This window comes from Thalassobaculum fulvum, assembly GCF_014652915.1.
GTDB lineage: Bacteria > Pseudomonadota > Alphaproteobacteria > Thalassobaculales > Thalassobaculaceae > Thalassobaculum_A > Thalassobaculum_A fulvum.
The window spans coordinates 87,179-108,963 of the sequence record NZ_BMZS01000002.1; the positions used below are offsets into that span (position 1 = coordinate 87,179).

Sequence of the window (21,785 nt, forward strand, 5' to 3'; positions counted from 1 at the left end):
GGGTCGCGCTTCACGCGCCCGGGATGAGGACGGGAGTGGACGATCGCTCAACGAGTCCTCATCCCGGACGGAGCGGCAACGCCGCGGAGATCCGGGACCCACGCAGCGGCTGACGCCGCCTACACCTCCCGCCGCCGCTCGGCGGCGCGGGCCAGGACGGCGTCGTCCATGGCGCGGATCAGGCGCACGAACTCCTCGACGTCGGGGACGTCGAACAGCCCGCAATAGGCCCTGATCTCGGCCAGCGGGATGGCGGCCAGCGCCATACCGGCAGGCCCGGCGACGATCGGGCGGACCGCCGACAGCAGCGCGAAGGCCTGCAGTACCGGCTGCAGGTCCTCGAACGGCTCAGGCCGGTCGCGCAGCGCCGCCGGCTCGACCCCGGTGGTCTCGGCCAGCGTGGTCAGGAACTCGACGCGCCCGCCCCAGTCGTGCTGCCAGCGGACGACGTCGCGGAGTTTTTTTCCGCGTCCTCGAGCGCGCGCTCGCGATACGTCTCCTGGTCGCTCGCCAGCTCGACCACCAGGTCGCGGAAGTCCTTGTAGGCCGGGTCGGCCAGGATCGCCGCCGCCGCCTCGGGGCTGTAGGCGACGACCCCGCCGGCGCGCTCCAGCCCCTGCCAGTCGAGCAGCACGGTCTCGGCCAGCACCTCGGCGGTGATGCGATCGGTCACCTGGTCGTCCAGGGTGCCGGACCGCAGCGCCCGGCGGTACGGCTTCAGCCGCCGCGCCATGGTCTCGCGATACCGGCGGTTGCCGATGCGGGCGATCTTCAGCCGGCAGCCGGACGCGGCGTCGACGGTGGTCCACACGCCCTCGTCCTCGAGCGCGGTGTCGGCCTTGAAGCGGTTCAGGTCCATGGGGTCTCTCGCGGATCAGAGAAGGGTCAGGCGGCGAAGCGGTCGATCTGCAGGGTGCAGTCGGTGTCCGGGTCGCGCAGGGCCTGCAGGTCGAAATCGGCCAGCACGTCCTGGTCGTTGCCGCCGGCGACCACGGTGCCGCGCGTCAGCTTCACCCGCGGCAGGGTGACGACGTAGCCGTTGCCGGCGCTGTCGGTGACCCGGAACGACAGGCTGGTCGGGGTGCCCGCCAGGTACTTGGCGTACAGCGCACCGTCGGCGAAGTAGACCGAGACCCGGCCGGTCACCGTGCAGCGCCCGGAGCCGACGTCGACATTGCCGAGCGAGCCGACCGCCTGGATCCCGCGCAGCCCGTTGTCCAGCCGGATCGACAGCTCGCGCAGCGCGGCCTCCGGCAGCTTCACGCCGTTCTCGCGGACCTCGCCGACATGGCCGACCGCGTTCATCACCGGGTTGGTCGGGGCGTCCTCCGGGGTGCCGGTGCCGACGCTCGACGTGCCGATGGTCGCCGCCTTGCCGGTGAATGCGACCGAGCCGGTGATCACGGCGCCGGTACGGATGTCGAGCCCGAGCGAGCCCGGCACCATGCCCGTGAAGGCGATCATCTGGCCGATGTCGGTGAACTGCTTCTCGAGCGTGAACGAGGTCTCGATCACGCCGTTGCGCAGCAGGGTGCCGGCGACCGCGACGGTCAGGCCGGCGGCGGCCTCGTCCTGCACCGGTGCCGGCGAGACGCCCAGCGCGTTGGCTGCCACCGAAGTCACCCGGTAGTAGCCGTTATTGGCCCCCCCGGAAGCCGCGAAGCCGCCGACCCGCACCCACTGCCCGACCACGATGCCGGCCGCTGCGAAGTCGGTGGTGGTGCTGGTGAACGAAGCACCGGCATTGGAGGCGGCGATGTCGTCGGCGACCGAGATCGCGACCGGCGTACCCCAGGCCGAGAACAGCGCCGCCGCCAGCAGCGCGTCGTGGGCGCCGTAGCTCAGCTCGACCTCGACGCTGCCCGACGCCTCGGCACCGGTCTGGATCAGGTCGGCGATCTGCCGGTCGGCCCGGACCTCGCGGCTGGTGGTGTTCTGGATCTGGAAGCCCAGGCTCTCGGAGGTGAAGCGCATCTGGGTCAGCGCCGCCGCCGGGGTCGCGCCCCAGGTCGATTCGGCGAGGTAGTAGAGCTGGGCGCGGCTGGAATCGGCCATCTCGGGGTGCTCCTCGGGGTGATGTGGTTCGGTCGTCGTTCGGATCGGGAATGCCGGGCCTTCCCCCTTGCCCTCATCCCGGAGCGAGCCGCCGCAGGCGGGACGCATCCGGGACCCGCGGATGGGTCCCGGCTCTCCGCGGCTTCGCCGCTGGGGCCGGGATGAGGCTGTTTGGGCGGGCGGCCCTACCGCCTCACGTGCAGGCGGTACAGGGCGGGCCGGTCGCCGGCCCAGGTGGTGGTGACGGTGACCACCCGGTGCACGGTGCCACCGATCAGCAGCGCGTCACCGGGGACGGGTTCCAAGGCCAGCGGCTCGGCGGCCAGGGTGACGATGCGGTCGCCGCGCCGGACCAGCCCGTCGGGATGCCCGGTCTCGACCTCCTCGATCACGCCGGTCACCGCGGTGTCGGTCTCGGCCGCGGTCACGGCGCCGGTCGCCGGGTCGTAGGCCGGCGGGCCGGCGCGCCGCCAGGTCATGGCGGTGCCGGCGCGCGCGACCAGCCGGGCAGCCAGCGGGCGCAGGGTCTCGTCGAGGCGGCTCATGCCCGCCTCACCGGCATCGGATCGCTCCGGGTCAGGCCGCGCAGCAGCGCCTCGACCGCCGGGAACGAACGGCCGGGCGGCGCGTCGGCGGCATAGCTGACCGCGACCGGGCCGACCTGCTCGGACAGCACCCGGCCGCCGCGCTCGACCGGCGGCGCCAGATCCTCGGTCAGGGCGATCAGCGCCAGCTCGGCGCAGGCCGCCTTGACCCGGTCGGGGATACCGTCGAGCGCCCGGCCCTCGGCGTCGCGGGCGCCGGTGCGCGGCCAGGCCAGCGGCTGGGCCGGATCGACCAGCCGGCCGACCCAGCGATGGTTTCCTTCGAGATACGCCGTGGCCTTCAGCAGGGCGGCGTCGCGCGCCGCCTCGGTCGCCGCCGCCCAGGCGGTGACGGCGCGGGCTGCGAAATAGGCGTCGGCCTCGGCCCGGTCGGCATAGGCGTCGATCCCGGCGGTGACGGTCATGGCCGGCTCCTGCGGTGCTTGCGGCGACGGCGACGGGGCGACGACGGCGTAGATGGCGGCGGCGCCGGCGCGGCTTCTTCGTCGGGCGGTTCGGGGCCGGCCGGATCCGGGGGGCCGCCCTCGCTCTTCAGCCCGGGCGGGTCGATGAAGCCGCCCTGGCCGAGCAGCCGCCAGTCGGCATAGCGCCCGTCCCGGCCGGCCAGGTAGTCGCGCAGGTCGACGACCACCGGCTGGCCGGTACGGGCATGCTCCAGCACCACGGTCGGCAGGGTGTCGGCCGGTACGTGTCTCGGATCGTCGGGCATGACGGGTCCTCGCGGGGTGGCTGGCGAGAGCGGGGTTTTGCTCCCTCCCCACCTCATCCCGGAGCGAGCCGCCGCAGGCGGAGCGCATTCGGGCCCCACGCGCGGCCCCTTGGGAGGGACGGATGGGTCCCGGCTCGACGCTTGCGCGCCGGCCGGGATGAGGGTGGGAAGGACGGTCGGAAGCGCCGGCGGTCAGCCGGCGATGCGCACGGCCAGCTCCGGCCGCACCAGCTTGACGCCCCACAGGACGTCGAACTCCCAGACCGTCTGCTTGTACTGGCGGCTGACCTCGAGCCGCAGCGACAGCCCGGTCTGGGCGTCGGTCATCGCCAGGATACGGTTGCCGAGCGCCAGGTCGGCCATCCCGGCCGACAGCGGGCGCATGGCCAGCGCGAAGGCGTCGCGATGGAACGCCAGGTTGACCACGTGGCTGGCGCGCACGGTCACCGCCGCCGCGTCGGCCACGTCGGCCCGGAGTGCCGGGGCGATCGCCACCGCCACACCGCCGACCGTCAGGCTGGTCCCCGCCATCACCACATAGGTCTGGGCGTGCCCGGCGAACGAGATCACGTCGCCGGCCACCAGGGTCGGGGTGCCGGTGTCGGTCTTGAGCTGCACGCTGGCAGCACCGGCCGACGACGCGGCGGCCGTCGTCACCGTGTAACTGCCGCCGTCGGAGGCAGTGCCTGCGACGTGGGTCGGCACGCCGTCGTCGGCCACCCAGTCGATGCCGAACTTGCGGCCGATCTCGCCCTCGATCTTCACCCCGGCTGAGCCGACCTTCTCGGCGTCGGAGAACTGCGGCAGGGCGAGCGCGTTGGCCTCGGCGTCGAAGTCGAGCACGCCACGCCGGTCGGAGCGCGGGGCGAGCTGCTTGTTCAGCAGCTTGCGGGCGGCGGTGGCATCGGAGACGTCGCCGGCGAACGGCGTGCTGCCGGCGGTGCCGACGAAGCCGTAGACGCCGGCGTACTCGGCATGCACCGAGGCGTTGACGGCGTTGGCCAGCGCCCGCACCGCCTCCGACATCTGCATCGGCACGAAGCTTTCCTCGGCGTCGATCTCCAGCACCTCGCGGTCGGTCAGGTGGAAGCCCGCCTTCTTCCAGTGGTTCAGCGGGATCTGCACGACCGTCGGCGCGGTGTCGGCCGGCACCGGGGCGGTGTTCGACGGGTTGACGTCGGTCGCCGCCACCGCGCTCGGCAGCGGCACGTCGATGGTGTCGCCCTTGCGGGCGGCGTCGTTGGAATAGTCGGCGTTGACGAGCCGCGGCATCACCGCCTGCTCGCGCAGGGCCAAGAGGCCACGCGCCAGGATCTTCGGCATCACGGCCGAGAGGCTGTTCGCCATGGCGAACTCCTTTCAGGGATCTGGATTGTCGGGGTCGGGTGAAGGCGCGCGCGGCATCCCGCCCCGGCGCATGCAGAGGCCCGGCGTCCCGCCGGGGGGGGGATCTGTCAGAGATTTCGCGGTCGCGTCAGTCGACCCGCTCAGCCCCGAAGATAGCTGTCCGAAGGACGGCCCGATCGTCGTCCAGGACGCGCCGTACGCCTTCCTGAAGCCGGAACGTCAACGCCTGATCCTCAGCGATGGTGCACGTATCCTCGAAGCGTGAATCGGCGAGCCCCGTCGCGATCACGGTCTGTAGAGCGGGCATCCGCTCCCAAGCGACATCGACCGCCTCGTACGACGGCAGATAGAGAGTGAACCAGGTCTTGCGACGGTAAACCTGCCCGCCGGCCGATCGCACCGTCGCGATGATCGAGGGCAGAGCGATTTCGTGGATGGCGCCCTGGATCTTTGGGTCAGGCAGTATGGGCACCTGCTTCGATCGTATCTCGGCAATGCCCCTGTCGCGGCACTCGCGTGCTTCGTCCATCGCGCTGTGGGCAACCAAAGCGGGAGCCGTCGCTGCCAGCACCATCAGGCACGCGAAGAGCTTACACACCGTGAAGCTCGTGCCAGCACTCGGCTCCGTGGGAGTCGACCCGGCAGATCGACCAGTACCCAGGTTTCTCTGGCGCATGGATCGCAGGTTTGTCCTTGTAGAAAGCCTTCGCCGTTCCGTTCAGGACCTTGCAGACGACGGTTCCACCGTCCTTGCGGCACCTGACATCCTCGCCGAAGCCGTGAACGCTTCCGTATTCGTTCGCCTTATCGTCCATCGTCAGTTGACCGGACATTGTTCTCATCCCTTCTGCAGACGAAACAGCCCGTCATCATTCCGCGTCACCTCGCCTCGATCCAGACGTCGTAGACCCGGCTGACGGTGCCGCGCGGGGCGGCCCGGCGCACGGTGTCCTCGATCAGCCGCGCCAGCCGCTCGCGTTCCTGCGCGCCGCCGTTCGGGTCGTAGCGGGCCCGCTCCAGCGCGCGCTCGACCGCGTCCATCACGTCGTGCTGCCGGTCCATGAACTTGCGGCCCGAGGCGGCGACCGGGAACTGCACACGGAACCCGGCGCGCAGGCTCGACCAGCCGAGCCTGGCCGGGTCGCCACGAAGGGTGCGGGTCGCCAGCGCCATGAAGGCCTCGGCCCGCACCGGACCGGCGGCCAGGCCGAAAGCCGCGGAGCCGAGGAGAACGAGGAACAGCCGCCGTCGCATGGGTCACCTCCCTGGGATCATCGCCCTGTCGGCACCACTATGAACGACCGTGGGGCGATTTTCCGGCGCCGGCTACGCCACCCGCACCCGCCCCGCCGCGATATCGGCGACGTGGCGGGCGATGGCGCGCGGGTCGTCGGCGGAGATGGTGAGCGGCCCGGGTTCGCCGCGGCCGGCGGTCGGGGCGCCGCTGCCGCCCTTGCCGGAGCCGTCGAACGCGCGGCCGTAGACCGGGTCGGCACGCAGGCCCTCCACCAGGTCGGCGACCGTGAGATAGGCGCCGTCCTCGACCTCTCGGCGTTGCGGCTTCCCGGCTTCGTCGAGCACCCGCACCGCCAGCCCGCCGGCGCCGTCCTCGGCGACGCTCAGGCGATCGCGCAGCATCGGCAGCAGCAGCTCCGGCACCCCGCGCGCCGCCTGCAGGGCCGCCCGCGCCTCGGCGTCGACCAGCCGGGCCTCCAGGGCGGCCTGGCGGGGATCGGGAGCGGCGGCAGGCTCCGGCTCGGGCTCGGGCTCGGAAGTATCGTCCGGGACCGCCTCGGCGTCCCCGGCGCCGGCCTCGTCGCGGGCCGCCAGTTCGGCCTTCAGCGCCTTGCGGGCGGCGCGCTCCTTCTCGAGCGCCGACTTCAGGCCGGCGACGTCCTCGACGCCGTCGGCGTCCAGCCGGAAGCGGCCGTCCTCGGTGGCGACGTAATGCTCTCGCACGGCCTCGGGCAGGTCCTCGAGCCGGTCGATGGTGGCGGGCAGGGTCATGACAGGGCTCCGGTCGTGGTGTTTGTGTCAGGCCGCGGCCAACACCCCGCGGCGGCGGATCTCGGCAAGGAAGGTCGGGCGGTCGATCTCGCCGGCCAGCCGGGCCTTCAGCAGCAGGTCGATCTCCTCGGCCTCGCGGGCGTCGAGCCCGGTGTCGGGATCGAGGGTGACGCGGCCGGCGGCCTCCGGGGCCAGGTCCATCCAGCGGGCGCACAGGGCCAGCGCCGCGGTCAGCCCCTCCTCGACCGCCCGCACCAGGGCGGCCAGCGCGGAATCGGCCCGGGCCGCGTCGATCGCCCGCTCGGTCGCGGTGATGCCGCCGGAGCGGCGCACCATCAGGTCGAGCCCCATGACCGCCATGCGGTCCTCCAGGTCGGCGAGGTCCTGGCGGCCGGCCTCGATCGCCGCCCCGCCGTGCTCGACGTATTTCAGGTCGGCGCCGTCGCCGTCGCCGAGGATCAGCCGGTTCGGGCCGATCTCGATGCCGTCCTCGCCGACCTTCAGGTTGCGGCCGAACAGGATCGGCACCCGGGCGACATGCAGGATGTGGCGCTGGTCCGACGACGACTGCCAGTGCGCCAGGTTCAGCCAGGCCAGATCGAGCAGCGGCGGCCGGGCGGTCAGGAAGCCGGTGCGCTCGGCGTAGACGGTGACCAGCGGCACCGCGTCCAGGCTGGTCTCGCCGCCGGCATGGCGACGCCACGGCCGGTCCTTCAGGGCCTCCGAGCGGCGCCACAGCGACCAGCGCCCGGGCTCCAGCACCCGGATCTGCTCGACCGCGCGCTCGCCCCAGGCGCCGTCGCGCTCGAGCACGGTCTCGCGGATCCGCACCCGGTCGAGCCGGCCGTCCGGGCCGGCGCGCCAGCCGATCAGGTCGGGTGCCGGGACGTGCACCAGATAGGGCCGGGCGCCGCGGGCCCGCTCGTCGGCCAGGGTCTCGCCGGCGCCGCCGCCGGCCGGGTAGTCGACCAGGATGTGGGTCAGCCCGTCGGTCAGGGCGGCACGCAGCACGTCGCGGGCCAGCCCGGTCAGGTCGCGGCCACCGAGGTCGAGGTCGCGGGTCATCGCCCGCATCCGCGGGTCGGCGTCGTCCGACAGGGTCGCGGGCTTGCCGAACGGCTTGCCCGACAGGGTCTGCACCGCCCGCCCAAGGCCGTTGAACAGCACGGTGCGGGCCAGCCGGATGCGGTAGGCCGCCAGGCTCTCGCCCGGCTCACGCGGCAGCCGGCGCTCGCCAGCCTCGCGCATCGCGCGGGTGCCGCCCAGCAGGTCGCGGATCAGCTCCCAGTCCGGCGCCCGCGCCGCCCAGGCGGCGTTCGGGGTGGCGACGTCGGCGCCCCCTGCGATTCCGATGGACGCGTCGGGCATGGCGATCTCCGTTGCAGATTGCTGGCGTCAGCCCGCGTCCCGCCGGATCGGCAGGGTGACGACGGCGCGGATACCGTCGGGGTGGCGGCCGTCGAGCTCGATCGACGGCGTGCCGAAGGACCGGGAGCCGAAACCGCAGTCGCGGATCAGCGCGGCCACCCGCTCGGCGAGGCCCAGTGCCGACGCCGCACCGGCCCCGCGCGGCGCGTGGCAGGCGATGACGATACGGTCCGGTGCGGCGGTCGCGTGCAGCCGGCAGCGATCGGCTGACGGACCGGCGGTCCGGCCGAAGGCATCCGGCCGTTCGACCGCCCGGAGCAAGCTCGCCCATGGCGTGGTGCGCAGCATCGTCGCGTCTCCGGCAGGCGTCTCCGGCAGGCGATGAATCGGGCTGGGCAAACCGAACGCGGTAACGGATCGGGGAAGCGTACCGGCCGGACGGCGCGCTAGAACCACATGAGAGCGGTCGTCAGCGACAGCGCGACAGCCACCAGGAAGCTCCAGACGGCGGCATGAATCGACATCCTGAGCACGGCTCTCAGCTTGGCCGAGTCGACGACCAGCGATACCGCGTAGCCGGCGGTGATGTTCAGACAGAAGACGAAGAAGGCCATGACGGCGAGCAGGGACATCGCGATCCACGCGCGCTCGACTTCCCCCATCTCTCCCGAGCTCCCCAGGAGCAGGGCGAACTGCACCGGAAACAGCACGAACAGCGCGAGCGGCACGTACGCAAGCAGGTCGAGGACCAAGACGAGAACGATGACCGTGTCCGCCGATCGGCCGAACGAGGACGGTTCGACCCCGAAGATCCGATCAGCCTGGCCGGTCATCCACCGTCTCCGGACGTCAATAGATGAAGATCGCAACACACACGACCGACGCCAGAAGGGCCAGGAACACCCAGACCAGGGCATGAATCAGCCATCGCAGCAGCACCCTCATCACCGGGGAGTTCACGACCATCAGGCAGAGGAACGCCATGCAGACGTTCGACATCACGATCGTCAGCGTGAGCATCGACACTTGGATCGACAGCAGGATCGCGTCGCCGAAACCCCACGGGCGGCTGTCACCCTCGAAGATCCTGGAAGTCAGGAACGGGACGAAATACGTGGTGGCGAAAAGCGTCAGGATCCCGAAATCGACGGCGGCAAAGGCGGCCGCGAGGACCAGGAGCCAGCGCCGTGACGCCGGCTCCGCCGCGAACACACCGTCGAGCGGCCGCCTCATCGCGTGTTCAGCCTCGACCTGGCTCGGCGCAACGCGTCCAGGAGCACGCCGCGCGGGGGCGGAAACCGATGCTCGTCCCACAACGCGAAGCCCAACCGGATGGCGGCCTGGTCCTTGGGGTCGTCCCACCACGCGTCGGTATCGCGGATCGCCTGCCAGATCGCACCGGCAATCAGCTCGAACTCGGTGAAGCCTGCGGCCTTTCCGATGTAGCCGTAGTGCAGGTTGCCCCACAGGTCGCTGCCGTAGTCGAAGCCCTCCGCCGGGTCGCGGACCCAGCGCGGGAACTCGCGCTTGATGTCCCAGGGGCGGCCGGCTCCGACCAGGGCGATGAACCTCGAATAGGCCTCCGAGCGGTCGGAGGCGATCGCGGTCAACGACTTCAACTGCGCGAACTTCGGCGACTGGTAGTTCCGCCTCACAGTCCGCAGCAGCTGTTCCGCCGCCCGTTCCAACGGGCTCGGCGCACCGTTCCGACCGGCCGGTCGACCGGCCCCGACGTGCCGGCGCCGCAGATAGTGCAGGGCACGGGCGGTCTCCGGGTCGTCGGCCGCGACGATGTCGATCAGGTAGGTCAGCTCACCCTGGTCGACCGGCGCCGGCCGGTTTGCCCGTGCGATCAGCCCCAGGGCCGCCAGCACTGCCCGCCGGTCGCCGCGGATCGACGCCGGGTCGATACCGAAGCGCGACAGCAGCGCCCCGTCCAGGTCCGGGCCGCGCAGGCTCGGCAGGCCGTTCCGGGGCCGGTAGCCGCCACTGCCCGTCGCCTCCACCGCAGCCTGCGCGGTCATCACCCGGTCGACCTCACGCCACAGCGCCGCCGGGACGCCGCGCGGACGGCCATTCACCGAGCTCGGCCGACCGTGGTCGTCGAGCACCGACAGCCCGACCGGATGGAACGTCATCGCCACCCGGTCCCCGTCCAGCGCCGTCGAGCCGAGAACGAGGCCGACGCCGGGACCTGCGGCCACCCTCTCCACCGCCCGCGCCAGGTCCGGCCGCAGCCACGCGGCAATCGTTCGATCCCACGCCGTGCCCCCCCGCCGCAGCCGGCCGCCGGTCTCCCCAGCCACCGCCTCGGGGTTCTTCGTGGCATACAACATCAGCGGGTTGCCGGAGACCACGCGCAGTTCCCCCAAGCGTCTCGGAAACAGCGAGAGCAGCAAGTTCCACGTCGCCAGCCCGGGCCGCACGACGCCTGCCTCGACCGATCCGCCGGCGACCGCCGCCGGCAACCGGCGTCGCTGAAACGCCTCGATGGCCGCCGACAGCTCGGCGCCCGGCCGGCCGTCGATCCGGCGGTCCCAGAAAGCCCTGCCGTCCGGTCCCTTGGTGTTCGCCAGCAGTGCCTGCACGATCGCCACGTCCTCCGTCCGGCCGGAGCGGCCGACCTCGCCCGTCAGGGTTGTCGTCATCGCCCAGCCTCGCAACGGAGTAAGGAAGGCCGAGGGCCGGATTCCGGCGCCCCGGCGGCAGCTCAGCGCAGATCGTCGTGGCGGAACGGCACGGTGACGGCGACCCGGTAGGCCTGGCCGGACTGCCGCGCCGGCTCCGGTGCGCCCGCCAGGAAGATCAGCTCCGAGACCGGCCAGCCGGCGAACAGGTCGAGCGCCTGGTCCGCCAGGTCGTGCGCCGCCCGGCTGCCGCTGCCGGCCGGCACGCTGATCTCCAGGCTCACATGGCCGTGGCAGCGGTGGCGTCGCGGCGGCCCGCCGATCGACGCCAGCTCGGCCCCGTCGCTCACCACCGCCAGCCGCACCCAGGGGGAGTCGTCGGCCGGCGGCTCGAACGCCACGTTCTCGAAGGCCACCGGGGTGGCGACCCACAGCGCGGCGAACCGCGTTTCGATCTCGGCGCGGGCCTCGGCGTGACGCATGACTGTCTCCGAATGCGGTCGAAGGACTGGGCCCGGGGTGGGCGCCGGGCCCTACACCAGGAACTCCCGGCTGGTCGCCGGCGGTCGGTCGAATGCCAGGTCGGTCAGCGCCCACACCAGCGCGTCGAGCCGGTCGGGCGAAGCTTCGCCCGGCGCACCGGTGTAGCCGGCCATCTGGTCCTCCAGCGCCGGGAACGCACCGTCGTGCGACACCCGTCCCTGCTCGTACAGCGCCGCCACCGGCTCGGCCCTGAGGCGCTTGCCGCGGGTCGCCCGGACCGAGCGGACCGGCAGCGACGGGTCGACGGTCCGCAGGGTCGCAGCGACCAGGTCGCCGCCCTGGTTGACCTCGCAGACCACCGCGTCGGCGCGGTGCCGGTGGAAGGCTTCCGCCGCCCGGCGCGCCCACAGGTCGGGCGACAGCCGGCCGGAGAGGTCCTCCAGCACGCGGAACCGGCCGTCGGCGTCGACCGCCGCGACCACGATCCCGGTCTCGGCGCTGTCGGTCCCGGCCGTCACCGCCGGGTCGACCGCGACCACCACCCGAGCCAGGTCCGCGGCCGACATCGGTCGGGTGCGCGCCGCCTCGATCAGGGCACGGCTCCACAGCGCCCCCGGCACCTCCATGAGCAGTTCGCCGTCGATCTCCTGCCGGCCGAGCCGGGTGCCGGCATAGCGCGCCAGGATCTGGTCGAGAAAGGCCGGCGCCAGGTTGGCGGCGTTCTCGCGGGTGCCGCCGCCGGTCACGACGGTGCCCGGGTCGGCGATCAGCCGCGCCAGCCAGGCCCGCGGTCGCGGCGTGGTGGTGGCGACGCAGCGCGGGTCGGCGCCGAGCCGGAGCCCCAGCATCAAATTGTCCCAGGCCGCCTCGTAGCGCCACTTGGCGACCTCGTCGGCCCAGGCCGCGTCGAACTGCGGGCCGCGCAACTGGTCCGGGTCGTCGGCCGAGAAGCTGGTGGCGACCGCACCGTTCGGCCAGGTGACCCGGCGCTTCGACGGCTCGTAGCGCGGCCGCGCCCGGGGCGGGCAGCAGGCCAGCAGCCCGCTCTCGCCCTCGATCATGACGTCGCGGGCGTCGGCCGCGGTCTCGGCCACCAGGGCGATCCGACGGGCACGGCCGGCCTCGGCGAGCGAGCGCACCCACTCGGCCCCGGTCCGGGTCTTGCCGAAGCCGCGGCCGGCCAGGATCAGCCAGACCCGCCAGCCGCCGGCGGGCGGCAGCTGCTTGGGCCGGGCCCAGAATTCCCAATCCCAAAGCAGCGCTGCCGCCTCGCGGTCGGACAGCTCATTCAGGATCCGCTTCCGGCTCGCCGGGCTCAGGCTCGTCATCCAGGCGCGCAAGGCGGGCCGCGAGGGTGTCGCGGGCGGCGGCGAGGTCGTCTTCGAGGTCGGCATCGGCATCCGATCCGCCGGCCGGCCGGTCGCGATAGCGCTCCGGCCGGTGGGCGCGCAGGAGGAACATGAGCAGGGTGTCGGAATACTTGCGGACGGTGCCGGCGACCCGGCCCTGGTGAAAATGCGGGGTCTCGACGCCGTCCAGCGCGCGGCGGCGGGCCTCGGCGTCGAGAGCGTCGATCGCGGTCTCCAGCGCGTCCGTCCACTCGGCCGCGAAGTCCGGGTCGGCGACCTTGAGCTGGTAGGCCCGCGACCGCGAGGCCTTCGCCGCCCGGGCCGCCGCCGACACGTTGCCGGTATCGGCGAGCGCCTTCAGGAACGCCGCCCGCCGGCGCGACGTCCAGCGTTGCACGGCCATGCGAACCTCCTCGGCGATCGGCGACGCGGTCGGGGAACGAAACGGCGCTCGCCGACAGCGCGACGCGCCGCCGGAGCGGGCCGGCGGCGCGTCGAGTTTCGGAAGCGGGGGAACCGGTCGGGGCGGCGGGCCATCCCGCATCACCCCGACGGTAGGACATCTTCTAGTCGATCTTATAAATCCTGTAAAGCGGTTTTTTCATATTTTTGCTCGTTTTTTTACGATGAAACCAGCTGCCGCAGGATCTGGCCGTGGCCGCGGGCGACGATCTTGCGCAGGGTGACGTGACTGCGGCCGTCCAGGTCCTCGAGCCGGCGCCACGGCACCCGGCAGGCGCGTGCCCAGACCAGCCGGCGGGCTTCGTCGTCGCAGGCCAGCAGCCACGTCAGCGCCCGGTCCATCCGGTCTATGGCCGCCGGCGTCGGCGCCGCCGGCCGGGCCCGTCCGTCGGCCGACGGCCCGAGCAGACCGGCGCTGTCGCGCACCACGTCGGGCCAGGACGTCAGGCGCGGCCGCCGCAGCCCCGCCGGCAATCGGCGCAGGGTCTCGGCCGCCTCCTCGAGCGACGCCCGCAGCCCGGCCTCGTCGGCGACGGCGCTGACCGACCCGCTCATCGCCGGTTCTCCTTCGGCCGCCCCTCCTTCGGCCGGACCCCGGGATACGGAATCGGCGGGCATCCGCGCGCCGTCAGCGCGCGGTTCGCCTCGGCCACCAGCCGTGCCAGCGGCACCCGCCGACCGTCCAGCGCCAGCCCGTCGCGACCCAGCGGCCAGGCCCGCGACCCCAGCGCCACCAGGGCCCTGACGATCGGCCGGGAGAACCCTGACCGCTCGCCGGACCGCCCGTCGGGCCCCGCGGCCCGCGGTGGCGGCGCCGTATCCGCCGACGGCTGCGGGCCGCGCCGCTCGACCGGGGGAATCGGCGAAGTCCGGCGGCGCCGCACCACCACGGTGGTGACGCGCCCGCCAGGGCGCACCAGGGTTCGAACCTGCAATCCGGGAGCGAGCGGCATGACCTTCTCCTTGTGCCTGGACCGGCTTGTGCCTGGACCGACGCACCTCCGCCATCCAGCGTTGTGCACCGGCATCGGAACTCCCGGGACCGTACGACGATCATCTTTATCCGTAAATAGGAATTTTATTTGTATACTTTTCCTGGCAATCGGAATAAGATCGCGCCATGAAGCTCGATCCGATCCGCCGCCGGCTGTTGGAGTTGGTCGCGCATCGCGACCCGCCGACCGACCTGAAGAAGGCCTCGCTGGCCTGCGGCAAGAACCACGCCTACCTGCACCAGTTCGTGCATCGCGGCACGCCGCGGCGGCTGCCGGAGGATGTGCGCTGGGCGCTCGCCGCCCATCTCGGGGTCGACGAATCGGTCCTGCGCGACGGCACCCCGCCGCCCCCGCAGCCGAGCGGCGCGCGCCAGGTCGAGGCGGTCACCACCCGCCGACCCCGGGTCTATTCGCGGATCCTGGACCCGGACCACGAGCCCGGCGTGGTGGCGGTGCCGGAGGTGCGGGTGACGGCGGCCGCCGGCGGCGGCGCCGTGGCCGAGTACGAGGCGCTGGGCGATTCCTGGTACTTCCCGGTCGACTGGCTGCGGCACGAGCTGCGGGCCCGCGCCGCCGACCTGAAGATCATCTCGATCGACGGCGACTCCATGGAGCCGGTGCTGGCCGCCGGCGACAAGGTCTTGATCGACACCTCGCGCACTGCCCCGTCGCCGCCCGGCATCTTCGTGCTGCACGACGGCCTCGGCCTGGTCGCCAAGCAGGTCGAGTACGTGCCGAACACCGACCCGCCGACGCTGCTGATCAAGAGCGCCAACCCGCGCTACCAGGACTACGAGCGCACGGTCGACGAGGTCACGATCGCCGGCCGCGTCATCTGGTTCGCCCGGCGGCTGTAGTCCGGGCCGCCCGCCCGCGGGTCAGGCGAGGCTCATCTCGGTGACCGGCCCGACGTAGTCCGACAGCTCCGCGAGCGCCCGGCCGGCGAGATAGTCGAATCCCGCCTTCCGGCAGCGCGTCGCCTGCACCGGGGTATCCACGTCGAGCACATAGGCCTGCAGCCCCAGCTTGTGGGCCATCGAGCAGAACCGGCCGAGGAGCGTCGGGTTCGCCATGTCTCCGGCATCCCTGGCCGACAGCGCGATTCCGGCCCCGAACGCCCCGGCGTTCTTGATCACGGACAGCGACTGCTGCGCCGAGGTGACATTCACGAACACGGCCCGGGCCACCCGCTTGAGCGGGCTTACGATCTCGGCCAGCCGCCCCTCGGGGACGCCCGGCGGGCAGCGCCTGACATCCATGACCAGGTAGTTGCGCAGGTCCGACGGGATCCGCTGCAGCGCCTCGAGATACTCGCTCGCCGACGCCCGGCTCGTCATGGTCTCGAACGACACGGGGACCGCCACCACCGCGACCCGTTTGCGTACGGCCATGTCGACCAGCCCGTGCCGGGCCCGCATCAGCGTCATCTGGTCCAGCGCGACCACCTGATCGCCGGACGCATCCCGCGGCAGCACCCCGTAGCCGCTGAGGATATCGCGGGTCGCGCTGTAGCGGACGGCGCGGCATTCGAAGATCGAGAACACGCCCCGTTTGGCATAGAGGAGCGGCTGGAACGCGAATTCCAGATCGTCGAGGCGGAAGCCGAAGCGGGCCTCCAGATCGTCGACCGAGACCGTTGCGTCGGCGCCGATTTCAGCGACCGGGGCGCGGTCGATCCGGTGCCGATTCGACGGCCGTTCCCGCCCATCCCGGACGGCCACCGCCGCCTCGTCGCCGGCCGCCTGGGTTCCCGCTGCCGACGGGACGCCGGCCGACGCCATGGCCAGCAGATCGCCGAGCACACCCTTCGTGACGCTCCCGGAATCCAGGTCGATAGCCTGGGTTTCCACGGCGAGGTCGGCCAACGCCTCGTCGCCGATGAAGCGCCGCAGGATCTCGGCCTTGATGGCAGCGGCGCGCAGCATCGCCTCGTCCCTGCCGAGGCGGGTGAACAGGACCACGAAGTTGGCCTCGCCGACCGGCAGGACGATGTCGGCGACCGGATCGGTGAACTGGCGGAGGATCGTGCGCGACGTCGCGACGATCCGCTCGCGATGGTGCTCCCACATTTCCGGATACCTGGCCTTGACCTCTTCCAGGCCGACGAAGGTCATCAGGTTTCCGTTCAGGGACGACTTGACCGACAGAGCGTCGCGGAGCCTTCGCTTGTCGCTATCCGACAGATCCATTATGCGTCTCTCCTTAAACCTTCGCGAGAATCGCACATCCCAATTGAAATTCCGTTAAACGGCGTCGCCGGGACCCAGAAATTCCGGGAGCCGCAGACACGGTACCGCCGGCCGGAAGCCGCCGGAGGGCCGCAGGCGCTCGACCGCTACGCCGATTGCATCCCGGTCACCGGCCCGACGTAGTCCGAAAGCTCCGCCAGCGCGCGGCCCGCCATGTAGTCCATGCCGGCTTCCCGACAGCTCGCCACCTGCTGCTGCGTGTCGACGTCGAGGGCATAGGTCTGCAGGCGCAGTTTGCGGGCCGAGGCGGCGAAACGGCCAAGAAACCCGGGACTGCCCAGATCACGGCCGGCCCGTGACGGCATGTTGAGCCCGGCTCCGAACGCACCGGCGCCCTTCAGGGTCGCGAGCGACTGCTGCGCCGAACTGACGCGAACGAAGACGGCCCGGGTCAACTGCTTGATCGGGCTGATGATCTCAGCCAGCCGGCCCTCCGGAACGCCGACCGGCGCCCGGCAAATGTCGACGACCAGATAGTTCCGCAGGTCCGACGGGATCTTTCGCAGCAGATCGAGGAATTCGGTCGCCGTTGCGCGCGTGCTCATGGTCTCGAACGAGACCGGCGTCGCGACCACGGCGATGCGCTTGCGGAACGCCATGTCGACGAGGCCGTGGCGCGCCCGCATCAGCGTCATCTTGTCGACGGCGGTGATCTGGCCCGGGGTGCAGTCCCGCGGCAGGACATCGTACCCCGAGAGAATCGCACCGGTGGCGTCGTAGCGGACGGCACGGCACTCGAAGATCGAGAACACGCCCCGCCGCGCATAGAGATGCGGTTGAAACGCGAACTCCAGCGAGTCCAGGTCGAAACCGAAGGTCTGTTCGATCTCGTCGATCGGCATCGACCAATCCGCACCGATCTCTTCGATCGACGCACGGTAAGCCCGTTGCCGTTGACGCGACCGCGCCGGCGCCGGCGCCGCGGCTGCCGGCTGCGCCCGGCCGGCCCCGGCGCCGTTCAGCAGATCGCGCAGTACGCCGGTAGTTTCGTCGCCGGAATCGATGTCGAGCGCATCGGTGCGGATATCGAGATGCTCGAGCGACTCGTCCCCGACGAAGCGTCGCAGGATCTCGGCCTTGATGATTCCGGCCCGAAGCATCGCCTCGGTCTTGTCGAGGCGCGTGAACAACACGGCGAACTTCTCGTCGCCGATCGGCAGCACGATGTCGGTGCGCGGGTCGGTGAACTGACGAAGTATCGCCCGGGATGTCTCGGTGATTCGTTCGCGCTGCCGCTCCCATAACTCGGGAAATCGTTCACGCACCTCGTCCAACCCGATGAAAGTCATCAGGTTGCCGTGCAGCGGCGTCCTGCTCGACAACGCGTCGCGAAGCTTCCGCTTATCTGCATCGCAAAATTCCATTAAATTGATCCTTTCCTTCCGGCTCCGACCGTAGAGCGGTGCAGTGACAGTATTCTGCCAGTACGAAGACGGATGGATATTGTTCCAGATCAAGTCCTGGAGACCCTTGACCAAATCATAGGTATACGAACAAGATTGCACGGATTGCCGGGCGATGGCCCGGCGCCTGCGGCGGGAACACCATGAACGGAACCACGGCCGGCCGGCTCGTCGGAGTCGACGTCGGCGGCACCTTCACCGACCTGGTCTGCCTGGACCCGTCCGCGCCCGGCGGCATCCGGCTGGCCAAGGTGCCGACCACCGTCGCCAACCAAGCCGACGGGGTGCTGGCGGCGCTGGCCGCCGCCGGGGTCGAGGCGGGTCAAGTCGAGCAGATCGTCCACGGCACGACGACCACCACCAACGCCCTGTTGGAGCGCAAGGTCGCCCGCACCGGGCTGATCACTACGCGCGGGTTCCGCGACGTGCTGGAGCTCGGCCGCCGAACCCGCCCGACCTCCTACGGCCTGACCGGCAGGTTCGAGCCGCTGATCCCGCGCGAGCTGCGCCTCGAGGTCGCCGAGCGGGTCGACGCCGACGGCGAGGTGCTGGTGCCGCTCGACGAGGCCGGGGTGCTGGCCGCGGTCGAGGCACTCAGGACGCTGGGCTGCGAGTCGGTGGTCGTGCACTTCCTGCACAGCTACGCCAACCGGGCGCACGAGCGCCGGGCAGTCGAGCTGGTCCGGCAGGCCTGGCCGGAGGCCGCGGTCACCGCTGGCTCCGAGATCCTGTCGGAGTTCCGCGAGTACGAGCGCGGCACCACGGCCGCCGTCAACGCCGCCGTGCAGCCGGTGCTGCGCCGCTATCTCGACCGGCTGGCCGGCGGGCTGGCGCAGCAGGGCTATGCCCGTGAGCTGCTGGTGATGCAGGGCAACGGCGGCACCGTCGCCGCCGGCCTGGCCGCCGACCAGGCGGTGAACACCGTGATGTCCGGCCCGGCCTCCGGGGTGATCGCCGCGGCCTACACCGCCACCGCCGCCGGCTTCCCGAACGCCATCACCTACGACATGGGCGGCACCAGCTCCGACGTCGGGCTGATCCTCGACGGGCTGCCGCGGATCCACGCCGAGCTCGACCTGGAATATGGCATGCCGATCCACGTGCCGATGGTCGACGTCCACACCATCGGCGCCGGCGGCGGCTCGATCGCCCGGATCGACGAGGCCGGGCTGCTGCGCGTCGGGCCGGAAAGCGCCGGCGCCACCCCGGGGCCGATCTGCTACGGCCGCGGCGGCACCGAGCCGACCATCACCGACGCCAACCTGGTGCTCGGCCGGCTCGACCCGGACAAGCTGCTGGCGGTCGACCACCCGGTCACGGTCGACGACGTCGCCGCCGTCATCCAGGCCCGCATCGGCGACCCGCTGGGGTTGAGCGCCGAGCAGGCGGCCGCCGCCATCCTGCAGATCGCCAACGACAAGATGGCCGGCGCGGTGCGGATGGTGTCGCTGGCCCGCGGCCACGACCCGCGCGACTTCGCGCTGTTCGCCTTCGGGGGCGCCGGCCCGCTGCACGCCACGGCCCTCGCCCGCGAGCTGGCGATCCCGCACGTGGTGCTCCCGGCCCGCCCCGGCATCACCAACGCCATCGGCTGCGTGGTCGCCGACCTCAGGCACGACTACGTCAACACCCTGAACACCCCGCTCAGCACGCTCGACATCGCCGACGTGCACCGGCTGTTCCGCGAGCAGGAGGCCGCCGGGCGGGCCACCATCGAGGCCGAAGCGGTCGAGGTCGAACGGATCGAGGCGCGCCGCTCGGTCGACATGCAGTTCCAGGGCCAGAGCCACATCCTGTCGGTGGCGCTGGAGCACGGCGAGCCGAGCCTGGAATCGCTGGAACAGCGATTCGCTGCCGCCTACTGGGAGCGGTTCGCGGTCGAGCTGCCTGAGATCCGGCCGGTGCTGGTAAACCTGCACACCGCCGTGCTCGGCAAGCGCCGGCCGGTGCCGCTGGCGGCGCTGGCCGGCTCCGACGAGCGCCAGGCGACGGCCGAGGCGGCGATCATCGGCCGCCGATCGGTCTGGTTCGAGGGCACCGGCCGCGTCGACACCCCGGTGTACCGCCGCGAGCGGCTGCCCGAGGAGGCGGCGTTCGCCGGCCCGGCGATCGTCGCCCAGTTCGACGCGACGACGGTGATCGAACCCGGCCAGTCGGCGCGGCTGGACCGCGACGGAAACCTGCTGGTGACCGTGCGCGTGGGAGAGGTCCGATGAGGCCGGCCCCCCGCCCTCTCCCTCATCCCGGCCGCAGCGGCGAAGCCGCGGAGAGCCGGGACCCGTACGCCACTCCCCGCCGCATGGGTCCCGGATGCGTTCCGCCTGCGGCGCCCCGCTCCGGGATGAGGATGTGGGTGGCCGCCATTGCCAGCACGGGAGCAGCCGCATGAGCACGTCCCTCGACCCGGTCACCCTGGCCGTCATCCAGAACGGCCTGCAGCAGGTCTGCGCCGAGATGGACGTGGCGTTCTCGCGCTCCGCCTTCTCGCCGGTGATCAGCGAGACCTACGACCGCTCCGACGGCATCTACCACCGCGACGGCGGCGCCCTGATCGCCCAGGGCGAGGACGGGCTGCCGGTGTTCGTCGGCACCATGCAGGACTGCACCGCCGCGGTGATCGAGCGCGCGAAAAAGGTCGAGCCGGGCGACGTGTTCATCGTCAACGACCCGTATCTCGGCGGCACCCACCTGATGGACGTGAAGTTCGTCAAGCCGTTCTTCTACAAGGGCGAGCTGTTCTGCTGGCTGGCCAACACCGGGCACTGGCCGGACATCGGCGGCGCCGTGCCGGGCGGGTTCTCGGCGAGCGCCACCGAGAGCGAGCAGGAAGGCCTGCGGCTGCCGCCGGTGAAGCTGTACAAGGCCGGCGTGCTGGACGACGAAATCCTCTCGATAATTCTCTCCAACATCCGGATCGCCGACCAGCGGATCGGCGACATCAAGGCCCAGGCCGCGGCGCTGACGGTCGGCGAGCGGCGGCTGACCGGCATGCTGGAGCGCTACGGCCGCGACACCGTCGACGACGCGATCGCCGAGCTGCGCCGCCGTGCCGCCCAGCAGATGCGCGCCAAGATCGCGGCGATCCCGGACGGCAGCTACGACAGTGAGGCCGTAGTCGACAGCGACGGCGTGGTCGACGCGCCGCTGTTCATCCGGCTGACCATGACCAAGCAGGGCGAGGAGCTGTACTTCGACTTCTCGCGCTCCTCGCCGCCCTGCGAGGGGCCGATGAACTCGGTGATCGCCACCACGCGCTCGTCGGTCTACCTGGCGATCAAGCACATCTTCCCGGACATCCCGATCAACGCCGGCACCTTCGAGCCGCTGCACGTCGCCGACCCGGACGGCACCTTCCTGTACGCCAGGTACCCGCGCCCGGTGTCGGGCTGCGCCGCCGAGGTCAGCCAGCGGATCGCCGAGGCGGTGTTCGCCGCCATGACCAAGGCGGTGCCCGACCTGCTGTTCGCCGCCCCGGCCGGGACCAGCGGCAACTTCTCGCTCGGCGGACTCGACCCGAAGACCGGCCGCGGCTTCGTCTGCTACCTGATCTCCGGCGGCGGCTACGGCGGGCATATGGGCGGCGACGGCCTCAGCAACGGCTGCTCGACCATCGGCATCTCCAAGACCACGCCGATCGAGGTGGTCGAGCAGCGCTACCCGATCCTGTACGAGGAGTATGCGCTGCGCGAGGGCTCCGGCGGTGCCGGCAAGAGCCGCGGCGGCTTCGGCGTGCGCTACAAGGTGCGGCTGCGGCGCGGCAAGGCGCGCGCCTCGTTCGTCATGGACCACGGAAGGGTCGGCCCGCAGGGCGCGCTGGGCGGCGGCGACGGCGCGCCGAACACCGTGCTGGTGGAGCGCGGCGGCGAGACCTACACGCCGCTCCACCTGTCCAAGGAGCAGGGCATCGCGATCGCCGAGGGCGACGCCATCACCGTCGAGACCCCGGGCGGAGGCGGCTATGGCGACCCGCGGCGGCGCGACCCCGAGCGGTGCGCCCGCGACTTCCGCCGCAGCTACTACACCGCCGACCAGATCCGCGAGCGCTGGGGCGTGGTGCTGGCGGAGGACGGTTCGGTCGACCGGGCGGCGACCCAGGCCGAGCGGTCCTGAAACCCGCACGGCACAG

At 71.8% G+C, this 21,785-nt stretch carries 25 protein-coding genes; 3 read left to right on the forward strand and 22 right to left on the reverse strand.

The window, feature by feature from the left end; all coding sequences use genetic code 11:
* Window positions 1-119: 119 nt before the first annotated feature.
* The 20 genes from IE246_RS28285 to IE246_RS03565 form a co-directional block, all read right to left on the reverse strand.
* Complete coding sequence (locus IE246_RS28285; protein WP_444545901.1) at window positions 120-407, reverse strand: phage tail assembly chaperone; 288 nt, start codon at window positions 405-407, stop codon at window positions 120-122.
* Window positions 404-859 carry a phage-derived protein YdaY family protein gene (locus IE246_RS03475; RefSeq protein ID WP_189987553.1) on the reverse strand — a complete coding sequence of 152 codons (456 nt, stop codon included), beginning with the start codon at window positions 857-859 and terminating at the stop codon, window positions 404-406. The genes IE246_RS28285 and IE246_RS03475 overlap by 4 nt, the downstream gene beginning before the upstream one ends.
* A gap of 26 nt (window positions 860-885) precedes the next feature.
* Window positions 886-2,055, reverse strand: a complete 1,170-nt coding sequence (locus IE246_RS03480; RefSeq protein ID WP_189987554.1) for a phage tail tube protein — start codon at window positions 2,053-2,055, stop codon at window positions 886-888.
* A 185-nt stretch (window positions 2,056-2,240) separates the two neighbouring features.
* Window positions 2,241-2,600 carry a hypothetical protein gene (locus IE246_RS03485; protein ID WP_189987555.1) on the reverse strand — a complete coding sequence of 120 codons (360 nt, stop codon included), beginning with the start codon at window positions 2,598-2,600 and terminating at the stop codon, window positions 2,241-2,243.
* Complete coding sequence (locus IE246_RS03490; protein ID WP_189987556.1) at window positions 2,597-3,064, reverse strand: DnaT-like ssDNA-binding protein; 468 nt, start codon at window positions 3,062-3,064, stop codon at window positions 2,597-2,599. The genes IE246_RS03485 and IE246_RS03490 overlap by 4 nt, the downstream gene beginning before the upstream one ends.
* Window positions 3,061-3,369 carry a hypothetical protein gene (locus IE246_RS03495; protein WP_189987557.1) on the reverse strand — a complete coding sequence of 103 codons (309 nt, stop codon included), beginning with the start codon at window positions 3,367-3,369 and terminating at the stop codon, window positions 3,061-3,063. Before IE246_RS03495 ends, IE246_RS03490 begins: the two co-directional genes overlap by 4 nt.
* Window positions 3,370-3,561: 192 nt before the next feature.
* Window positions 3,562-4,716, reverse strand: coding sequence for a major capsid protein (locus IE246_RS03500; RefSeq protein WP_189987558.1), 1,155 nt, complete (start codon window positions 4,714-4,716; stop codon window positions 3,562-3,564).
* 127 nt (window positions 4,717-4,843) lie between these two features.
* Window positions 4,844-5,314 carry a hypothetical protein gene (locus tag IE246_RS03505; protein WP_189987559.1) on the reverse strand — a complete coding sequence of 157 codons (471 nt, stop codon included), beginning with the start codon at window positions 5,312-5,314 and terminating at the stop codon, window positions 4,844-4,846.
* Window positions 5,315-5,595: 281 nt separating this feature from the next.
* Window positions 5,596-5,970, reverse strand: a complete 375-nt coding sequence (locus IE246_RS03510) for a hypothetical protein (protein WP_189987560.1) — start codon at window positions 5,968-5,970, stop codon at window positions 5,596-5,598.
* 72 nt (window positions 5,971-6,042) lie between these two features.
* On the reverse strand, window positions 6,043-6,723 hold the full coding sequence (locus IE246_RS03515; protein WP_189987561.1) for a hypothetical protein: 681 nt from the start codon (window positions 6,721-6,723) through the stop codon (window positions 6,043-6,045).
* Between the two features lie 27 nt (window positions 6,724-6,750).
* Window positions 6,751-8,091, reverse strand: coding sequence for a DUF4055 domain-containing protein (locus IE246_RS03520; RefSeq protein WP_189987562.1), 1,341 nt, complete (start codon window positions 8,089-8,091; stop codon window positions 6,751-6,753).
* Window positions 8,092-8,118: 27 nt separating this feature from the next.
* Window positions 8,119-8,439, reverse strand: a complete 321-nt coding sequence (locus tag IE246_RS03525) for a hypothetical protein (RefSeq protein WP_189987563.1) — start codon at window positions 8,437-8,439, stop codon at window positions 8,119-8,121.
* A gap of 98 nt (window positions 8,440-8,537) precedes the next feature.
* On the reverse strand, window positions 8,538-8,924 hold the full coding sequence (locus tag IE246_RS03530; RefSeq protein WP_189987564.1) for a hypothetical protein: 387 nt from the start codon (window positions 8,922-8,924) through the stop codon (window positions 8,538-8,540).
* A gap of 16 nt (window positions 8,925-8,940) precedes the next feature.
* Window positions 8,941-9,324 (reverse strand): hypothetical protein, encoded by a 384-nt coding sequence (locus IE246_RS03535; RefSeq protein WP_189987565.1) that lies wholly within the window; start codon window positions 9,322-9,324, stop codon window positions 8,941-8,943.
* Window positions 9,321-10,739: a polymorphic toxin type 44 domain-containing protein gene (locus IE246_RS03540; protein ID WP_189987566.1), complete on the reverse strand. Its 1,419-nt coding sequence runs from the start codon at window positions 10,737-10,739 to the stop codon at window positions 9,321-9,323. Before IE246_RS03540 ends, IE246_RS03535 begins: the two co-directional genes overlap by 4 nt.
* 62 nt (window positions 10,740-10,801) lie before the next feature.
* Complete coding sequence (locus IE246_RS03545; protein WP_189987567.1) at window positions 10,802-11,200, reverse strand: phage tail terminator-like protein; 399 nt, start codon at window positions 11,198-11,200, stop codon at window positions 10,802-10,804.
* A gap of 51 nt (window positions 11,201-11,251) precedes the next feature.
* On the reverse strand, window positions 11,252-12,529 hold the full coding sequence (locus IE246_RS03550; RefSeq protein WP_189987568.1) for a DNA-packaging protein: 1,278 nt from the start codon (window positions 12,527-12,529) through the stop codon (window positions 11,252-11,254).
* The gene (locus IE246_RS03555) at window positions 12,486-12,953 is read right to left on the reverse strand and encodes a terminase (RefSeq protein ID WP_189987569.1); all 468 of its coding nucleotides are present in this window, start codon (window positions 12,951-12,953) and stop codon (window positions 12,486-12,488) included. Before IE246_RS03555 ends, IE246_RS03550 begins: the two co-directional genes overlap by 44 nt.
* Window positions 12,954-13,171: 218 nt before the next feature.
* Window positions 13,172-13,567, reverse strand: a complete 396-nt coding sequence (locus tag IE246_RS03560; RefSeq protein WP_189987570.1) for a DUF6362 family protein — start codon at window positions 13,565-13,567, stop codon at window positions 13,172-13,174.
* A complete protein-coding gene (locus IE246_RS03565) occupies window positions 13,564-13,965 on the reverse strand; it encodes a hypothetical protein (RefSeq protein WP_189987571.1) in 402 nt (133 codons plus the stop codon). Before IE246_RS03565 ends, IE246_RS03560 begins: the two co-directional genes overlap by 4 nt.
* Before the next feature lie 167 nt (window positions 13,966-14,132).
* On the opposite strand from IE246_RS03565, the gene IE246_RS03570 reads away from it, so the two are divergent.
* Window positions 14,133-14,864 (forward strand): S24 family peptidase, encoded by a 732-nt coding sequence (locus IE246_RS03570; RefSeq protein WP_189987572.1) that lies wholly within the window; start codon window positions 14,133-14,135, stop codon window positions 14,862-14,864.
* Between the two features lie 21 nt (window positions 14,865-14,885).
* Here IE246_RS03570 and IE246_RS03575 read toward each other — a convergent pair whose 3' ends face one another.
* Together IE246_RS03575 and IE246_RS03580 are read right to left on the reverse strand one after the other, a co-directional pair.
* The gene (locus IE246_RS03575; protein ID WP_189987573.1) at window positions 14,886-16,196 is read right to left on the reverse strand and encodes a hypothetical protein; all 1,311 of its coding nucleotides are present in this window, start codon (window positions 16,194-16,196) and stop codon (window positions 14,886-14,888) included.
* A gap of 146 nt (window positions 16,197-16,342) precedes the next feature.
* Complete coding sequence (locus IE246_RS03580; RefSeq protein ID WP_189987574.1) at window positions 16,343-17,620, reverse strand: hypothetical protein; 1,278 nt, start codon at window positions 17,618-17,620, stop codon at window positions 16,343-16,345.
* Between the two features lie 182 nt (window positions 17,621-17,802).
* On the opposite strand from IE246_RS03580, the gene IE246_RS03585 reads away from it, so the two are divergent.
* Both IE246_RS03585 and IE246_RS03590 read left to right on the forward strand, forming a co-directional pair.
* Window positions 17,803-19,875, forward strand: a complete 2,073-nt coding sequence (locus tag IE246_RS03585; RefSeq protein WP_189987575.1) for a hydantoinase/oxoprolinase family protein — start codon at window positions 17,803-17,805, stop codon at window positions 19,873-19,875.
* A gap of 169 nt (window positions 19,876-20,044) precedes the next feature.
* The gene (locus tag IE246_RS03590) at window positions 20,045-21,769 is read left to right on the forward strand and encodes a hydantoinase B/oxoprolinase family protein (protein ID WP_189987576.1); all 1,725 of its coding nucleotides are present in this window, start codon (window positions 20,045-20,047) and stop codon (window positions 21,767-21,769) included.
* Window positions 21,770-21,785 lie beyond the last annotated feature (16 nt).

Coding starts and splice junctions, on each gene's coding strand:
- IE246_RS03475 (WP_189987553.1), bottom strand. CDS start 859: ATGGACCTGAACCGCTTCAAGGCCGACACCGCGCTCGAGGACGAGGGC.
- IE246_RS03480 (WP_189987554.1), bottom strand. CDS start 2,055: ATGGCCGATTCCAGCCGCGCCCAGCTCTACTACCTCGCCGAATCGACC.
- IE246_RS03485 (WP_189987555.1), bottom strand. CDS start 2,600: ATGAGCCGCCTCGACGAGACCCTGCGCCCGCTGGCTGCCCGGCTGGTC.
- IE246_RS03490 (WP_189987556.1), bottom strand. CDS start 3,064: ATGACCGTCACCGCCGGGATCGACGCCTATGCCGACCGGGCCGAGGCC.
- IE246_RS03495 (WP_189987557.1), bottom strand. CDS start 3,369: ATGCCCGACGATCCGAGACACGTACCGGCCGACACCCTGCCGACCGTG.
- IE246_RS03500 (WP_189987558.1), bottom strand. CDS start 4,716: ATGGCGAACAGCCTCTCGGCCGTGATGCCGAAGATCCTGGCGCGTGGC.
- IE246_RS03510 (WP_189987560.1), bottom strand. CDS start 5,970: ATGCGACGGCGGCTGTTCCTCGTTCTCCTCGGCTCCGCGGCTTTCGGC.
- IE246_RS03515 (WP_189987561.1), bottom strand. CDS start 6,723: ATGACCCTGCCCGCCACCATCGACCGGCTCGAGGACCTGCCCGAGGCC.
- IE246_RS03520 (WP_189987562.1), bottom strand. CDS start 8,091: ATGCCCGACGCGTCCATCGGAATCGCAGGGGGCGCCGACGTCGCCACC.
- IE246_RS03525 (WP_189987563.1), bottom strand. CDS start 8,439: ATGCTGCGCACCACGCCATGGGCGAGCTTGCTCCGGGCGGTCGAACGG.
- IE246_RS03530 (WP_189987564.1), bottom strand. CDS start 8,924: ATGACCGGCCAGGCTGATCGGATCTTCGGGGTCGAACCGTCCTCGTTC.
- IE246_RS03535 (WP_189987565.1), bottom strand. CDS start 9,324: ATGAGGCGGCCGCTCGACGGTGTGTTCGCGGCGGAGCCGGCGTCACGG.
- IE246_RS03540 (WP_189987566.1), bottom strand. CDS start 10,739: ATGACGACAACCCTGACGGGCGAGGTCGGCCGCTCCGGCCGGACGGAG.
- IE246_RS03545 (WP_189987567.1), bottom strand. CDS start 11,200: ATGCGTCACGCCGAGGCCCGCGCCGAGATCGAAACGCGGTTCGCCGCG.
- IE246_RS03550 (WP_189987568.1), bottom strand. CDS start 12,529: ATGACGAGCCTGAGCCCGGCGAGCCGGAAGCGGATCCTGAATGAGCTG.
- IE246_RS03555 (WP_189987569.1), bottom strand. CDS start 12,953: ATGGCCGTGCAACGCTGGACGTCGCGCCGGCGGGCGGCGTTCCTGAAG.
- IE246_RS03560 (WP_189987570.1), bottom strand. CDS start 13,567: ATGAGCGGGTCGGTCAGCGCCGTCGCCGACGAGGCCGGGCTGCGGGCG.
- IE246_RS03565 (WP_189987571.1), bottom strand. CDS start 13,965: ATGCCGCTCGCTCCCGGATTGCAGGTTCGAACCCTGGTGCGCCCTGGC.
- IE246_RS03570 (WP_189987572.1), top strand. CDS start 14,133: ATGAAGCTCGATCCGATCCGCCGCCGGCTGTTGGAGTTGGTCGCGCAT.
- IE246_RS03575 (WP_189987573.1), bottom strand. CDS start 16,196: ATGGATCTGTCGGATAGCGACAAGCGAAGGCTCCGCGACGCTCTGTCG.
- IE246_RS03580 (WP_189987574.1), bottom strand. CDS start 17,620: ATGGAATTTTGCGATGCAGATAAGCGGAAGCTTCGCGACGCGTTGTCG.
- IE246_RS03585 (WP_189987575.1), top strand. CDS start 17,803: ATGAACGGAACCACGGCCGGCCGGCTCGTCGGAGTCGACGTCGGCGGC.
- IE246_RS03590 (WP_189987576.1), top strand. CDS start 20,045: ATGAGCACGTCCCTCGACCCGGTCACCCTGGCCGTCATCCAGAACGGC.